The 16,854-nt window shown below is 58.6% G+C and carries 11 protein-coding genes; 4 read left to right on the top strand and 7 right to left on the bottom strand.

Annotated features, from left to right (window positions below; all coding sequences use genetic code 11):
* The first annotated feature begins 243 nt into the window (after positions 1–243).
* The 4 genes from IZV00_RS20330 to IZV00_RS20315 all read left to right on the top strand — a co-directional run bounded on the left by IZV00_RS20330 (position 244) and on the right by IZV00_RS20315 (position 9,949).
* Positions 244–2,391 carry a type I secretion system permease/ATPase gene (locus IZV00_RS20330; protein WP_196225636.1) on the top strand — a complete coding sequence of 716 codons (2,148 nt, stop codon included), beginning with the start codon at positions 244–246 and terminating at the stop codon, positions 2,389–2,391.
* Positions 2,388–3,779 (top strand): HlyD family type I secretion periplasmic adaptor subunit, encoded by a 1,392-nt coding sequence (locus tag IZV00_RS20325; protein ID WP_196225637.1) that lies wholly within the window; start codon positions 2,388–2,390, stop codon positions 3,777–3,779. Before IZV00_RS20330 ends, IZV00_RS20325 begins: the two co-directional genes overlap by 4 nt.
* A 495-nt stretch (positions 3,780–4,274) precedes the next feature.
* Positions 4,275–8,720, top strand: coding sequence for a beta strand repeat-containing protein (locus tag IZV00_RS20320; protein ID WP_196225638.1), 4,446 nt, complete (start codon positions 4,275–4,277; stop codon positions 8,718–8,720).
* A gap of 212 nt (positions 8,721–8,932) precedes the next feature.
* Positions 8,933–9,949: a glycosyltransferase gene (locus tag IZV00_RS20315; RefSeq protein WP_196225639.1), complete on the top strand. Its 1,017-nt coding sequence runs from the start codon at positions 8,933–8,935 to the stop codon at positions 9,947–9,949.
* 67 nt (positions 9,950–10,016) lie between these two features.
* Here IZV00_RS20315 and IZV00_RS20310 read toward each other — a convergent pair whose 3' ends face one another.
* The 7 genes from IZV00_RS20310 to IZV00_RS21310 form a co-directional block, all read right to left on the bottom strand.
* Positions 10,017–10,697, bottom strand: a complete 681-nt coding sequence (locus tag IZV00_RS20310; protein ID WP_230463536.1) for an ArdC family protein — start codon at positions 10,695–10,697, stop codon at positions 10,017–10,019.
* 483 nt (positions 10,698–11,180) lie between these two features.
* Positions 11,181–12,956, bottom strand: a complete 1,776-nt coding sequence (locus tag IZV00_RS20305) for a ParB/RepB/Spo0J family partition protein (RefSeq protein WP_021319980.1) — start codon at positions 12,954–12,956, stop codon at positions 11,181–11,183.
* A gap of 550 nt (positions 12,957–13,506) precedes the next feature.
* Positions 13,507–13,827, bottom strand: coding sequence for a hypothetical protein (locus tag IZV00_RS20300; protein ID WP_122129343.1), 321 nt, complete (start codon positions 13,825–13,827; stop codon positions 13,507–13,509).
* 116 nt (positions 13,828–13,943) lie between these two features.
* On the bottom strand, positions 13,944–14,486 hold the full coding sequence (locus IZV00_RS20295; protein WP_230463535.1) for a thermonuclease family protein: 543 nt from the start codon (positions 14,484–14,486) through the stop codon (positions 13,944–13,946).
* Between the two features lie 41 nt (positions 14,487–14,527).
* The gene (locus IZV00_RS20290; protein ID WP_006949647.1) at positions 14,528–15,409 is read right to left on the bottom strand and encodes a DUF7146 domain-containing protein; all 882 of its coding nucleotides are present in this window, start codon (positions 15,407–15,409) and stop codon (positions 14,528–14,530) included.
* A 111-nt stretch (positions 15,410–15,520) separates the two neighbouring features.
* A complete protein-coding gene (locus IZV00_RS20285; RefSeq protein WP_006949648.1) occupies positions 15,521–16,303 on the bottom strand; it encodes a hypothetical protein in 783 nt (260 codons plus the stop codon).
* A 302-nt stretch (positions 16,304–16,605) separates the two neighbouring features.
* Positions 16,606–16,854, bottom strand: coding sequence for a hypothetical protein (locus tag IZV00_RS21310; RefSeq protein ID WP_007016056.1), 249 nt, complete (start codon positions 16,852–16,854; stop codon positions 16,606–16,608).

Here is a 16,854-nt window from a genome sequence, read left to right as displayed (position 1 = left end):
GGCGTCGTTCGATCGCGGCGAGCCGATGGCCCTGTAGCTTTTCTCACCCTGCATCGCGATGAGATGGCTGCGATTTTCCCTTACGGAACAGAGGAAAGGTAAATCGTCCGATAAGCACAAATCATCCATAATGGTTTGAAATATAGAGATGAAATTTCTGTCCGCACCGCGAATTGGATTGAACGGCGGTTGAAAATATGAAACCCATGGCCACGGCGCTGGGGTCTGCGTCGAGCAGGGGTGATGATGGACAGGGGATTTGCAGGTGCCTCTACGGGTGCTGACAGCGGCGTTTGCGCGCTGGCCACGCTGTTGGCCGTTCATAAAATAGCCGTCGATCCCCAGCAATTGCGCCATGAACTCGGGCATCACGATCCGCTGACAGCAGAAGACATTCTCCGACTCGCCAAGCGTCAGGACGGCGTCCGCGCCCGCTCGACTCGCATCGACTTCAATAGATTAGCCCGGCAAGCCCTGCCGGTACTGGCCAACGGGGCCGAGGGCTGGTTCCTGATCGGCCGTGCCTCCGATGCCGAAGCGTTGATCCAACGTCCCGGTTCCAATGTCGAGAGACTGTCACGGGAAGAACTGGATGCAATCTGGTCGGGCGAGATCGTCCTGCTGACCACGCGGGAGAGCGTGGGCGGTGCGGCGGGCCGCTTCGATATCCGCTGGTTCATCCCGCAGGTGGTGCGCTACCGCAAGCTGATCGGCGAAGTGCTGCTGATCACCCTGGCGCTCAATCTTCTCGGCCTTGCAGCACCGCTCTTCTTCCAGAATGTCATCGACAAGGTGCTGGTCCACAACACGCTGGCGACCCTCGAGGTGTTGTCGGTCGGCTTCGTGGCGGTGTCTCTCTGGGAGGTGGCCTTTGGTTGGCTGCGGACCCGGCTCTATTCGGAAACCAGCCAGAAGCTCGACGTCGAACTGGGTTCGAAGCTCTTCCGGCATATGCTGGGCTTGCCTCTTTCCTATTTCGAGGGCCGTCGCGTCGGCGACACGGTGACGCGCATCCGCCAGCTTGAATCCATTCGTGAGTTCCTGACCAACGCATCGCTGTCGGTCCTGATCGACCCTGTCTTCACCATCGTTTTCCTGGTAGCGATGTGGATCTATTCCCCAACGCTGTTCTGGATCGTCGCTGCCACCATCCCCGCCTATGTCGCGGTGTCGTTGCTCGTCACTGGCCCGTTGCGCCATCGCTTGGACGAGAAGTTTGAACGTGGCTCGGCTAACAATGCCCTGTTGGTGGAAAGCGTGTCGGGCATGCAGACCATCAAGGCCTCAGCCGTCGAGCCTCAATGGCAGGAAAGGTGGGAGCGGCAACTCGCCGGCTATAGCGCCGCCAACCAGCGGGTCATCAATCTCGGCAATACAGGCAGCCAAGCCGTCCAGCTCATCTCTAAGCTCAGCTTGGCAGCGATCCTCTTTTTCGGCGCCCGCGAGGTGATAGCCGGGGCCATGACGGTGGGCGCGCTGGTCGCTTTCAACATGTTCGCGCAGCGTGTCTCCGGGCCGGTGATCCGTATGGCCCAGCTCTGGCAGGATTTCCAGCAGGTCAGGCTCTCGATCGACCGGCTGGGCGATGTTCTCAACCAGCCGGTCGAGCCCGGCGCGGGTTCCCGCGTCGCCCTGCCCGAGATCAAGGGCATGATCCGCTTCGAAGGCGTCAAATTCCGCTATGGCCTGGACGGGCCATGGACGCTGGAGGATATCGACATCCACCTCCCAGCAGGCGGGACGCTGGGCATTGCCGGGTCGTCAGGATCAGGCAAGTCCACCCTCACCAAGCTGCTGCAACGCCTTTATACCCCGGCAGCGGGACGCATCCTCATCGATGGCGTCGATATCGCCCAGATCGACCCGAGTTGGCTGCGTCGCCAGATCGGTGTGGTGCTGCAGGAGAATCTGCTGTTCAACCGCTCGATCCGCGAGAATATCGCGCTTGCCCATCCCGCCATGCCACTGGAACAGGTGATGGCGGCCGCGCAACTTGCGGGCGCGCATGAGTTCATCGTCGGCCTGCCCCAAGGTTATGACACCATCATCGAGGAACGCGGCGTCAATCTGTCGGGCGGACAGCGCCAGCGCATCGCCATCGCCCGCGCCCTGGTCACGCAACCGCGCATTCTTATCCTCGACGAAGCCACATCGGCCCTGGATGCGGAAAGCGAGGAAATCATCCAGCGCAATCTGCGGGCGATGGCGCGGGGGCGCACGGTCCTCATCATCGCCCACCGGCTTTCGGCCATCCGTCAATGCGACCGCATCATGACGCTGGAGAAGGGACGGATCGTCGAAGTCGGCACGCATGACGAACTGCTACGGCAAGGGGGGCGCTATGCTGGCCTGCACCGGCGCCAGATGGGCGTGAGCGAGGGTGTGGCATGAATAGCATCGCGCAACATTGGGATGTGGTTCGCGCTGCCCTTGCCGATGAAAGGCGAAGAGCGAAAAACCTGACCAGGGTCGATTACGTCACCTTCCTGCCCGCAGCGTTGGAAATCGTCGAGCAGCCTGTGTCGCCCACTGCCCGAGCGAGCACATGGCTTTTGCTCATCGGCCTTGCTCTGACGATCCTGTGGCTGACCTTCGGCAAGGTCGATGTCGTGGCTTCGGCGCCGGGCCGCCTGATCCCGGCGGACAATGTGAAGCTGGTTCAGCCGGTCGAGGCAGGGATCGTCCGCGCCATCCATGTCCGCAATGGGCAGTATGTGCGCAAGGGGCAGGTGCTGGTCGAACTCGACCCGACCGTATCGGCGGCCGAGACCGTTCAGGCGGAAGCGGCATTGCAAACGGCCCTTTTCGACGTCGCGCGCGCCAGGGCGGTGCTTTCAGCCCTGGATGGCAAAGGCCTCGACTTCATCGCCCCGCAGGGAACCGCGCCGCAGCTTGTCGCGACCCAGCGATCTCTGGCGGCAGCGGAACTCACTGCAATCGAGGCGTCCGCTTCGGGTCGGTCCGCGGACCTTCAGGCGGCAAGGGCGGCGCGCTCCGAAGCATTGGTGCAGGCGGCCAAGCTGACCGAGACCATCCCACTCCTCGACCAGCAGCTCGATGCCTATGAAGGACTGCTTACCAAGGGCTATGCCGCCAAGCTCAAGGTCATCGAGATGCGGCGGCAACGCTTCGCGACCATCCGGGATCGTGAGGCGGCGCTGGCAACCGCGCGCAAGGCCGAGGCGCAATCCTCTAGTGCCTCCAGCACTATGGCCCAGAGCAAGGCCGAAGCGCGCACACGCATCCTCACCGACCTTGCTAAAGCGGAGGCAGATGCACGGCTGCGCCAGGAGGAATTGACCAAGAGCAGGCAGCGCAGCAGTTTGCAGCGCCTCATCGCGCCTGTGGACGGGACGATTACGCAGCTTTCCATTCACACTATCGGTGGCGTCGTTGAAGCGGCCAAGCCGATCATGGTGGTGGTGCCGAAAGGTGGCTCGCTGATCGCCGAGGTCAAGATTCTCAACAAGGATGTTGGCTTTGTGAAGGAAGGCCAGCCGGTGGCCATCAAGCTCGAAGCGTTCCCATTCACTCGATACGGCACCATCCCCGGCCATGTGGAAAGCATCGGGTCGGATGCCATCGAAGATGAAAAGCTTGGTTTCGTCTATCCTGCACGCATAATACTCAAACCTAATACCAAGGGCGCGATTGGCAATTTCAAATTGGATGCGGGTTTATCTGCGACCGCAGATATACGAACAGGCAGACGCTCCATTCTGACTTATCTTATTAGTCCAATAAATGAAACTATTCGCGATTCGGCGAGGGAAAGATGAAAGGATCGCTGTAAAAAATCGGGCCAACGGAGATCATCGAGATGAAATTCATTACCTTCGAAGGGCAAGGCTTTATAACTAAGTGCATCGATCTTTCCACAGCAAAGGCTCTGCTAATCGTTTTTTCGCTCAGTGCTTGTGGGTTTCTCAAGGATCCGACTTGTAGAGTAAACGAGCGAGCACTTCCGAGCGTCCAAGAGGTAGCCCAACGAAGCACAGAGATTTGGCTACCAAGCACAGAAGTGGGGACAGGCGATCAGAATATGGCGGCGTATATCGCGAGCGGTTGCTGTTCTGTCCAGCCTCTTAAATCAAGCATCTACTCACATATATTCACGCATCCGCGGAATCGGGCTTCATACGCTTTACGAACGCACATTATATTTAATAGCCCAGACGGCACAAAAGTCCGGACGTCTAAGATAATATTTAATAAGTGCTTAAAAGTATTAGATCAAATATCGGAAACGCACTATCTTAAAGAGGACTTTTACAATGGATCCATTAACATTCCAGTTCATCCTCAATAAGTACTTATATGGCAGTGATCAAATGCCGTCCTCGCCGGATCAGCGGCTTCGTCCCGCTGCTCTCGATGGAGTAGCTGTCGAGCAGTACGTCGATACAGCATCTTACATGAATACGGTGGGGCGCTTTGCGCATCTAGCAGATGCCGATATTGTATCCAGTTTTTTCAGCGGCGGACTGGATCAGCAAAAGCACCTTGGCACGACAGATAGCAATGGTGTTACTAGGCTGCCGTTGACTGCCCTGTATACAGGTGGGGAACCGCCAGAATCTGCTAGGTTTGTTGTTTACCAATATACTGCCGGCATAACTGAATCTGATTTTGCTTATAGAGCCTTCATATGGGGGTCTACATCTTTTGTTCTCAGTGGGCAAACCACATTTGTTTGGGGTGCAGATGGATCCCTGTCTATTGAGAACGGGTCAGTGAGGCCACACGATACCGATTTTGATTTTCAAACTGGCAGCACACCTATACAACAAGCCGTTCAAATCATCAATGATACTATTCTCGCTCCAGTAATCGATCCTTATGATATTGGCGAGAAAGTGCTTCTGAAATTTGGTGCCGATACTAAGGCTCAATGGGACGCTTCTCATGTGGGCGACGTGTACACGCAAGCCGATTTCCAAAATTTCGTTAAGCCCGATTATGTCTTTGCGAATGTTGCGGCTGCAATTGCTGGAACGGTGGGAGCACTATCTGCTTATAGCGTAGCAGTTGCCGCCTTGGCCCAGCAGCTCATCAACAGCGAAGCAATACAATACACCTACAACGGGAAAGATATCATATATGGATCTTCCGAAGGTGATTCCCTCAACTATGATAGTCACGTTGGGCTGCTGACCGGCGTTCCTCCCTACACTCATGGGGCCTTCTTTGTCGGAGGGGACGGATCTGACAGCATAACAGGGGGCATACAGGACGATATCCTGTCGGGTGGCTCTGGCAATGATACGGCAGACTATTCCTCAAATCTTAGCTCCCAAACCATAAGTATCAATTTTGATGGTACATCATCTGCGCCAATTTTAACTGTACAAGATGGATTAGGGGGCACGGATACCTTACATTCCATTGAAAATATCAAGGGTACGGTTGGCGCGGATAAGATCATCTATAAGGGTTCCATTCCATCTGGCTACAATCTTACCATTGATGCGAATGGCGGTCAGGCAGGCGTAGCCGATATTATTGATGCCAAGGATTCCAGTGACCTTGCAGGCATGACCGTGAAAATCGATCAGACCTCCGGCAGAGGTTATATCAGTAGCCGGAGCGGCGCTGGTGGAAAGATCAACCTCCTGAACTTCAACACCGACATTATCGGTTCAGAGTATAGCGATCTCATCTCCGACGAAAGCGAACACGACCATCTGGTCGATGGCAAGGGTGGCGATGACAATATCACCGTAGGTGGCCTCGACGCGACCGTGGACGGCGGTGCTGGCAACGATGTGATCCATCTCAAATCGCAATCCGCCACGATCAAGTTCGGCGCTGGCGGCGGCAGCGATGTCGTCGAGTTCGACGCGGGCGACGGCGATTACACCCTGGCGCTCCAGAACCTCAACCAGGACGATATCGAGATCATCGCGGGCGGGCATAGCATATACGGTACGGGGAACGATGGCCTATTTCTTCAGTTCATCACCGTCCGGATAAGCCAGACTGGTGATCAGATCACATTTCTGGAAAACGGTAAAAATATTGGTCCTAGCGGGAGTACCTACGACACATCGGGCAATTCCAGAAAGCTTGGTTCAATCACGTTTGCTGACGGCACGGTGCTAACGCAGGCGGCCCTGTCAGATCAACTGGCGCAAGCCGCACTCGGTATAAACTCGCTCCCAATCATGCTCGACACCTGGGGATACAAGAAGGATTTTCCTTTTAGTGCCAATTATCTTTCAGCGCGACATTATGCGGATGAGTATCGCGACTATGTCAACGCCACTTATCTGCAGGCGGCTCCGATTGGAACTCCACCTCCCCCGCCAGACCAAAATCTTTCCGGCACCCCAGACGACGAGAATTTCAACCCCGGCAAGGGAAATGATTTTGTCGATGGCGGCGGCGGCAACGACAGTGTCCAGGAAAGCCAAGGCAACGATACCTATGTCTGGAATCTCGGGGACGGTGACGACACAATCGTCGGCTCTGATGCGTCCGACGGCTTCGACACCCTGCAACTGGGTGCCGGTATATCGCCAGCGGATCTGCGATTCGCTATTGCTAACGACGGCGCAGGGCTGACCCTTTCCTTCGCGAACCAGACCGGATCGATTTCGCTGGGTGATGGACTTGTAGGAGAAGGCTACGGCGTCGATCGCATCCTGTTCGCCGATGGCACTGCAATGATGCGGACCGATTGGCTAGCCGCCGCCAGTTCAGTGATCGCCGCTGCGCAAGTGACCGTCAATGGCACGGCATCGGCTGACTTTCTTCGACCTCCGCGCGGTAATTTCATCGTCAATGGCGCAGGTGGCGATGACACTATCACAGTCAGCGGCAGCGGCGCGGGTACATTCCGCTTTTCGAGCGCCGATGGTCATGATGAGATCAATGATTGGGGATTCGGCTACAACCGCAACGACACCCTCGAACTCACAAATGTGAATGCGGATGGTGTGTCTCTCAGCCGATCGGGCGACGCTTTGCTTGTGACCGTCAACTCGACCGGGGCATCGGTGAATGTCACCAAGCAGTTCGAGCAGGATGACGGCAACACGCACGGGATCAGCACGATCAAATTCGCTGACGGCACGATTTGGACACGAACCCAAATTCGCGATCTTGTTTCTGCTGCAATGGGGAATACATCCCCTGTCGCCCAAGCCGCAACAGCTACTGCCATTGAGGACGCTGCGCTCGTGCGCGGAACATTGGTGGCGACCGATGCTGATGCGGGCGATGTTCTGAAGTTCAAGCTCGATGATGTGGTGGACGGATTGGTCCTGGCGGCAAACGGCCAGTGGAGCTTCGATCCCACTGCCGCAAGCTATAATTATCTGGAAGCCGGACAGAGCCTTGTCATCAATGCTGACTATCATGTCACGGACACGGCGGGCGCCACCTCGTCCTCGACTCTCACGATTACCATTGCGGGCACGGAGGATATGGCTGATGAGCCCGCTGTGCCGCCGATATATGGCACCACCGGGAACGACACCCTTATCGGAGGCATTGGAGACGATAGTCTTTATGGTGGCGATGGCGATGACAGTATCGACGGCGCCGCCGGCGCGGACCTGATGGCCGGAGGCAGCGGTAGCGATTTCTATTACGCCGATAATGCCGGAGATATCATCGTCGAGGTAGCCGATGAGGGTTGGGATGGTGTCTCCTCCACCATAAGTTTCGTTCTGCCCGACAATGTCGAAGGGTTGTATTTGGGCGGCGATGCTGCCTTGGACGGCACAGGCAACGATCTCGACAATGAAATATATGGCAACGACTACGCTAACGCCCTCTCCGGGATGGGCGGTGCGGATTATATCGTCGGGGGCTGGGGCGATGACCGATTGATCGGAGGCGCCGGCAACGATTTGCTCGCCGGTGAGGATGGGAGCGCCGATGTCGCGGTCTATGCTGGCCTCCAGTCCAGTTTTTCGATTGCTACCATCGATGGCACCGTGACCATCACCGACAACGATCCCACCGTTGATGGAGATGAAGGTTCGGACTCCCTCTATGGCATCGAGGTCGTGGAGTTTCAGGGTGGCGTGCAAGCGGGAATTTCCTCGCCTATCGTGTTGGACCTCAACGGCAATGGCGTCAGTCTCGTCGATAATCGCAGGACGAAGGTGGCGTTCGACTGGGATGGCGACGGCATCAAGAATCAGACGGGTTGGATCGGGAAGGATGATGGCTTCCTGTTTATCGACAGGGACGGCAACGGGACCGTTACCAATGGCGGCGAGTTGAGCTTCACCAGCGACAAGGATGGCGCGAAATCCGACCTCGATGGCCTGCGTGCGTTCGACAGCAATGGGGATGGCATCTTCTCCTCAGCCGACGACCATTTCGCGCAGTTCAAGGTCTGGCGGGATCGGAATGGCAACGGCCGGGTCGACAAGAAGGAGATCATGTCGCTCCAGAAGGCGGGTGTCGCCTCGATCGATCTTGCTGGCACGGCGGTCAATCGGAATTGGGAATGGGGTGAAAATCTCACCGTCAACACCGGCTCCTTTACCCGGACCAACGGAACTACCGGATCGTTCAGCGATGTGGCCTTAAGCTACGACACCGGGAACCCGCAGAATGCATCCATTAACAAGGCGGCATCGCAACTCAGCGAAGCCATCGCCGGCTTCTTCGGCGACCGAGGAACCAGTGACTTCGCCAGCCATGAGAGCTGGATGGAAAACCGGGCTGATTTCGTGGCAGGTTCGAAATGGTTCGGTCGATAGGCCTTGGGGAATTTCCCGGATCAATGTCAATCCAGAGGCGGCAATCCCGCCTCTGGAAACCCCCTATCGGATTATGAATGCCGTCCGTTCTGATTGGATGGGAGTTGGGGGCTGGCAACGGCCACATCCAACGCCTGCGGCCTGTTATCGCAACATATCTTCAGGCGGGCTGGACGGTCGTTGCGGCGATGCGGAACGTCCGTTTGGCAACCATGCAATTCGCCGACTTCCGCGCGGAATTGGACGATGGGCGGCTTTCCATCGTCCAGGCTCCGATTTTCCTGCATCGTAGCCCCAGCATCGGCAAAATTTCATCCCTTGCCGAAATCTTGGCCCAGATCGGCTTTGCCGATCCCCAATTGCTGGGACCGGTGGTGAGAGCCTGGGAACGCTTGATCGGCAAGGTGCAGCCTTCGGTCATTCTGTCGGATGCAGCGCCCAGTCTGAACATTGCGGCGAGTGGCAGGTTGCCGGTCATCGTGATCGGCAACGGTTGGACCGTGCCACCTGATAGGGCGGAACTGCCGCCCCTTCTAGCCACTGGCGATGCAAGTCAAATCAAACTGGCCAGTGCGCACATCCTGGACGCCGTTGAACGCGTGGCGAAGCGCAATATCGTGCATTTCCCCGCCTTGCTGCGAGGCGTGGCAAACTATATCTGCACGCTCAAAATGCTCGATCCTTACAATTTTTGCAGAGATGAAGCTCTTCACTGGTCACCGGAAATAGAGCCGCCTTCCAAAGATGCTGTCCCTTCCAGGGATATGGTTTTGATCTATTTGCCCATGAAGCATCCAGCCATACAGCCGCTGATAAAGGTGGCCCATGCGGTCCCGATGCAACAATATGCCTATTTTGGCGGTGCGCGTTATCCTGAGACGGGCAATTTACAGGTGAGCCCAACGCCGATCGATTTCCGTGCTGAAGTGCCTGGATGCCGATTGATCGTTCATCATGGGGGATTGGGTACGGCATTACAGGCCCTGGTTCAGGGCGTTCCCCAAATCATCTGCCCTGCTGATCTTGAAAAATCCCTTATAGCAACCGCCATATCGGCGTCTGGGGCAGGTGCGGTTTTAACATTCCCGATCAGTTCACAAAATGTTGCAACTGCAATTCAACGGGCATTGGCATGCCCCTCTCAACCGCCAAGCCTATCCGAATTGGTAACCCGATCTCCACAAGAAACGCTGACTTCGCTTCTGTCGACATCCAATGGCCTCCGTTGAATTTTCCGCAGAAACGCGGGTTCAATTATGGCCAATGGAAAATATCAATGTGCCAAACTATCGCGAATTATGCCGACCCGCTGCATCGCTGATCCGCGGAAATCCGGCGTTCGGCACGGTCATGCGGCATAATCCTAAACGCGGCATAATGCACGGCCTCGTGCGCAAGCGTGGCATAGTAGTCGTCGGCGGAATGGAACGCTTCAAAAGCAGGCATTTGGATATAGTCGTCGCGGGTGTGGTAATAGGCTTGCGATCCGCCGATGCGAACGGTTGCGTCGATGCGAGAGAACATCACTTCAAGCTCAACGTCGCGGGTTTCGGGATTGGTAATGATCGGGGCGGGCGCGGGATATTTGCCGTCCAGTCCCTCGACCTGATCGGCATTGAAAACCGTGTATCGTTTCAGAAACGGAATGGCGCGCTCGTCGTCCGTCTCGGAGTCCTTCACGACAAGCTTGTTAGCATAGACAACGGTGGTCCCCTTGCTGCCCTTCCGGACATTGCCGCCAAGCTCCAATGCCTGTTTGAAGGTCAGCCAATAGGGGGAGGCGAAGCCCTGACGCATGGCGCTGGCCCAAAGGCTGAGGACGTTGATCCCACGATAGGCGACCCCATTGTGCCGGAGCGGAATGGTCGGCCCACCGCTCCACGGCTTCACCCAAGGCTTGGTGCCCGCTTCGAGCATCGCAAGAATGTCGTCGGTGACGGCCTGATAAATGTCGATCCGGTTCGTTTCCTTAGCCATTTTCCTCACTCCTTTAGGCGAAGCCGCTGCCTGCGGCCTGCGGCTCTGACCCGCTGGCGAAGCGCGGGATGGGGAGGGGGGAGCAAAATCGATGGGAGTGGTGCGGGCGGCGCGACTAGGGAGGCCCCGGCGCGCGCGAGCGCGCCGGAACTGGCCGAACTTGTCGGGCAACCCGGTCCTGTCGATTATGCTTCGGGAACGAAAGGGCGGGTGCCCTTGGTGTTCCCCCGGTGGCAGCTGCCACCACTGACGGAGCGCGGCCCTGGGCCGCTCGATCCTATGTGGCAGCTGACAGACTACTAAGCGCGCGGCCCTGGCCGCTCATTTTGGCGGCGGCTTGCATGATTTTGTGCTGTTCGTCGCACCCATCGGGATTTTCTTCCTCAACAGGCGCATTCGCTAATCGCAAAGGCGGGGCGGTGGCAGCTGCCACCGCCCCCAAGTTTGCGGGGAGCGCGGGAGTGAAGCGCGCTCCCCGTGCCGTCATGCCGCTTGGCTTTCGCTATCGGCGGCATCGGGCAAGGCAGAGGGTCGAAGGGCGGGGGGCAGGATGCGCCGCCCCGCAAGGCGCTCGTTGACCGTCACGGCAAGGTCAGAGCGCTTCATGGTCTGGCAATTCTCTACAGCGTCGTTGCCGCAACCTTCGGCCAGCAGCTTCAAGAGCGTGGCCTTGCTAAGCTGGTCATAGAATACCTGATTAGGTTCCCACTTGTCGGCCATGTTGATCTGCGCGGCTCCGACGATCTGCGCCAGCTGGCGGTCGCGGTCGCTGTGGAACGAAAGGCTCGTGATCTGCGAGGCAACGCAGTAGGCCAGCAGCCGCAATTTCGCTTCGCTGTCCATCTGGCGCATGTCGTCCAGCGTGGGTGTTTCGGCCAAGCGGTCAAGATCGGCCCTTGCGATCTCGTCAATGTCGGCAATCGTGGAATGGCCCATGACCGCATCGTCAACATGGAAGCGGTTCTTCTCGGCGGTGATTTCGGCGGCTTGTTGCCACGAATAAGCGTTGCCGCGAACCTGCCCCAAGAGGCCCGTTAAGAGCACGTCCAGCGCCAGCTCCGGGTCGCTGGCAAGGGCTTCCCGAACCGCCATCGTGCGGATGCCGCCCAGCTGATCCATGACTTTCTGCGAGTAGTCGGGGCGAGGAGGCTTGGGGCCATCGGCGGCGGTGCCCTTGGCGGTGCGGGTGAACGCGACCTGTTCGATACCGTCATGGCCGATGAAGACGATAAGCGAGTGCTCGGCCTTCTGCTCGGCGGTGAAAACGCGGCAAGCCGATACGATAGCGTCCTGTTTGCGGGTCAGGGCGCGCAACTCGTCGTCATAGTCGTGATCGTCCTCGTCCACCTCGCTTTCCCGCTTGGCGATTGCCGCCTCGATCTCGACCAGCTGCGCGGTTTCTTCCTCGGTCGGATCGCGCTCGCCAGCGGGTTCCAGATGGCCGCGCATCCAGTAGGAATCAGGCCGGTAGAGCTGCCCTTCTGCATCGCGCCAGCCATCTTCGCGCGCCGCCTTGGCGATGGCGTCGAGCCGATCTTGCACAAGGTCCATGACAAGGCCCGCATCATCGCAATAGCGACGTTCTCCGAAAAGATCGGTGGTGAAGGTGCCGCCTGCGGCGCAATAGGCTTCCTCGCCTACAATGCGAAAATGCTTGTCGGTATCGGCAACCTTCTCCTGGGTGAGCATGGCGCGGATTTGGTGGGCGTTGTCGCCGGTGCGCTTGAAAACCTCAAGCTGGCGGTCCTGATCGTCGGTCAGCGCGAAAGCCTGCGCCGCGCCCATGCCGATTTCGTCTTTCTGGAAGGCTTTGAGAATGGTCGGGTGCAGCGCCGCCAGCTTCAACACGCGGCGGACATAGGCCGGGGAGACGCCGAACGATGCTGCAACATCGTCAACGTCCTTGCCGCTGTCGATGATCGCCCGATAGGCTGCGATGGCATCGGCGGGGTGCATGTCCTCGCGCTGCGCGTTCTCGGCAAGCGAGATTTCCAGCGCCTCGTCCTTGCTGCGGATTTCAACGGGAACCTCGAAAGTGCCGGGGATGGCCTTTGCCTTCTGCAACAGCTTCAAGGCCCGGTAGCGCCGCCCTCCGGCGCAAATCCTGATTTTGCCGTCTTCATCATAGCCGATCAGGTTTTGCAGCACGCCCCGCGCCTGAATGTCGGCGGCGAGGGCTTCGATTTCCTTGGGCTTCACCTTCCGCACGTTGAGGTCGGAAAGCGCCAGCTTGTTCAGTTGGATGGTCTGGATGGTCATTTTTCACTCCTTTAGGCGAAGCCGCTGCCTGCGGCCTGCGGCTCTGACCCGCTGGCGAAGCGCGGGATGGGGAGGGGGGAGCAAAATCGATGGGAGTGGTGCGGGCGGCGCGACTAGGGAGGCCCCGGCGCGCGCGAGCGCGCCGGAACTGGCCGAACTTGTCGGGCAACCCGGTCCTGTCGATTATGCTTCGGGAACGAAAGGGCGGGTGCCCTTGGTGTTCCCCCGGTGGCAGCTGCCACCACTGACGGAGCGCGGCCCTGGGCCGCTCAAACTATTGCGGTCGCTTTAAGAAGGAGAACCAGCGGCGGCGTGGGGGCTTTGCGACAATGGGAGGATCGATCTGATCTCCGCCAGCTTCATTCCAGAAGGCTTGCCAGCGTTCTGATTCAGCGCGGAGAGCTGCGGCGCGCTCATCAACCGCCCGCAAGCGTCTATGATAATCGTGAGGGGACCTGCTCATGAAAACGCTGTGAGCCTGATTGGATAATGGATGGTGGTGTTCCAGGGTTAATGCCTGAATTATCAACGCAAGGCATGGGGTTAGAGATCAAAGCCCGGAGAGCGCGAAGCACGCGGCGATCGAGCTAACCAGAGCGATCAGGAGAACGGGACGCCTCGGCGCTGCACTGACGGTGATGGTCGCGCCGGCGCAGGCCCATAGCAAGGTGGCGGCGGGACCGGCCCGGTAGATCAGGAAGCCGATATAGCTGTTCGGCAGGAACTGCGGATAATCGACAATCAGGCGTGCGACGATCCCGCCGCCTGCGAGAATGAGCGCGGCGATCAGCCATGCCGCGATTGCCTCGATGCGCGGCGATGCACTGTGCCTGGGCGCGGCCTGCATCGTCGTTCGCGTCGCATCATTCATGCTGATCTTCCCTTATAGCCCTGACCGTCACCCGAATGGGCGGAGACGGCTTTGCTGGCTCCGTGGAGCCGCGCGGCGCAGCCGTGTGGTGGAATAGGGCAGGTTCCCGGCTCCGATCATTTGCACTTGTTCGGCAGCTGGCCCCTCTCGATCGCCAGATTCCTCATCGCCTCGTAATCGACACCCCAAAGGCCTCGTCGCTCATCGGCAGCGTCTTTCATGAAACGGGCATAGGCCAGCCCTGAATGTTGCCTGTAATCAACGGCATATCCATGGCGTACCATCGTTGCCGAAACAGATGCCCCATTCGACCGAAACCGGCACGACAGGTTAGACCCGCCCCAGCTCGTCCGCCGCGTGTTGCATATCGGCTCGATCGTCAACTTTTCGTCCTGAAAATCGCTCGTGCAATCCATGCCGCCATTTTGCTTCACCAGCTCTTCCAAATAGAGCTGCGCTGCGATCTTGGGCACATTGCCCTTGCCGTCCTCATCCGGCGCATCAATTCCCGACAACCGCACCCGCTTTTTATCGAGCGTTTCGAGCGTATCGCCGTCGATAATGCGCGGGTTCTCGACATGGATTGAAACCGGCTCGCTATTCCTCGCCTGCATCTGATTGAACAGCGCGCCGAACGCGAAAACAGAGAGAATGGGCAACGCGATTTGCTGATTTCGCGGCCATTTTTTGAAACCTCGGATCAGCACCTGGCTCTCTCCTGAAGAATGTCGTTCCAGTCCATCGGCGCCGGGGCTGGCGGGAGGATGATTTTCAGTTCGCGGTCGTTGGCAGTGAGGTGGTCGCGCGCGTCCTCTATGGCCTGTGCGGCTTCCTGGCCGTGTTGCGAGTAGATGACGATTTTGCGGATGCGTTCGGGGATCGCGATCAGGCCATAGCGGCGAATGCCGCCAGCGCCCCACACCTTGAATTTCCCGTCACTAAGCTGGGTGACGGAAACGGCTTCCTCGAAGCCTTCCGCGAGGCGCAGAACATCGCCGGTTGGCTGGCCGCCGATCCGCATGGCGGCGTGTCGGACCAGGCCGAGCGTCAATTTCGCCTCGCGCAGCGCCGCATGGTAGCGTTTCTCGCCGGTTGCTGGATCGAGCAAGATCCGCTGCACGGCGATTATGCCTTCGTCGGCCTCGAACGGCACGAGAAGGGCAGGATGCTCTTCGCGGGCGTCGGGCGGACCAACGATGCAGCGCGGAGCGAAGCGGAGCTTGAGGCCGGTCGGGTCGATTGCGCGCGAACGCAGATAGCGTTCAGCCGCGGTGCCTGCGATCGGCGCGGCGGAATCCCATAGTTGGAGGGCGAGCTTCCGGCGCGAGGGTTCGGGCGCGCGATCGACCGTTTCACCGCTCGTGTGGCGATTGATTTTGCGGCTGTTGAGCGCGGACCAGACGGCTTCCTGACTGCAACCGGCCCAACATTTGAATAGGACGGCCTTCTTGCCGGGGGTGACTTGGAGCGACGGATTGCGGTCGTTGTGGGCTGGACAGCAAACCATGCCATATGAGCCGCGCCAGTGGCCGCCCATATCCGCTACGATCTGACGTGCGCGTGCTTCGACGTCCATCTGCATCGAACTTCTTTCGTCAACGGTATCCCGACATTGGGATTTATACACATTTCACGATGGCGGGCAAACGGTCGGGATACATGCCAATATCGCGCATGGCCCGACTAGGGCCATTCAATATAAATATCTCCGCCGGTTATCTTCACTTGCGGATGACTCACGTTCTTTCGCCTCAATCGCTTGGCCCAGGCTGGCGAGAATGTCCGCCAGCTCGCGCTTGTCCCGCTCTTCGCGGGTTAGCTCCCATAGGGGCAGCTGATCCCTCATGCGCTCCATGTCGCGCGCCGCCTCGATCTGGCGATATTGTTCGCAAGCGGGGGCTGGATCGGCCGCGACGCCGCGACGGCGGCGAGCAGCGAAGATTTTCGAGAGGAAGGCGGGGAAGAGGAAGCGATAGGCGTTCGTGGCCTGCTTGATGCGCGGGCCAGCGCCTTGCGCTTCGTGGTCGGGAACCGGCTCGTAGCGCCTGAACCAGTCGATAATTCGCGCGTCTTTGAGACGCGAAAGCGCCTGAACGACGCAATTCTTGCTGAGGCCGGTTCCATCCATGATCGTGTGAAGACTGGGGAACAGCGCGCCAGTGCTATAGTCGATGACGCGGGCCAGGAACTCGATGATCTGGATGCCGGCCTGTCCGATAGCTCCGTTGCGAATGCGCGGTGTGGTTGTCCGCCGCTGCGCGAGCGTTTGCCGCTCGTAGAGCTTTGCGGCTTCGATCATCTCGCGCATCTGGCGAGCATTGCGGATCGGTGTGTAAGCCTTGGCCCGCTTTTCGTGGCCTACGGCGATGCTGCCGGCCCAGACTTTGACGCGCGGTTTTTCGGCACGCGCAAGCAAGGCGCGGTCGATCGTGGCGAGGCCGGTGCTACGCAGCACGGCGCCTATGGAAGTGGTCATGCGGACCTCCCTTCGTCGGTCCCGCGAGGCCAAGCACCATCGCTCCCGAAAGCACGCTTTCGAGATTGACTTTCGCCGCAGCACCACCGATAAAGAGAGCCAAGTTAGAAGCGCTCACTTCGGTGGCACAAACAGCCCTCGCTCAGCCAAGCGAGGGTTTTTTGTTGTCCTGTCGCCTCGGGGAGCCACCCCGCACGCAACAGATGAATCGCCGACTCCAAGGCGGAATCAGCGCGTCATAACTGGCTCAAGTTTAAGGGGTTGGCAAGAATAAGCGTGCGCGCACGCTTATAACGCGCTCGTCACGCCAATTTGCGGTAGTGGCGCAGATAGTCGGGATATTCGATCCCGCGTGCCTTCAAGAGATTGATCGTCGCCTCTTCGACCAGGGCAGCAACGGACGTTTGTTCGCGCTCAGCGAGGTTCTTGATCTCGGCCGCCAGCTCGGGTTTCACCGATGCTGCGAGATTTCGCGTGTTGGCGCGGCTCGGCCGACGCCGGGGCAAAGGAACCGGGAGAAGAGGGTCTTCCTGTCTTTTCGGGCGCGCCAT

It is taken from the genome of Sphingobium sp. Cam5-1, assembly GCF_015693305.1.
Classification (GTDB): domain Bacteria; phylum Pseudomonadota; class Alphaproteobacteria; order Sphingomonadales; family Sphingomonadaceae; genus Sphingobium.
This window is presented reverse-complemented; position numbering and strand designations above follow the sequence as displayed.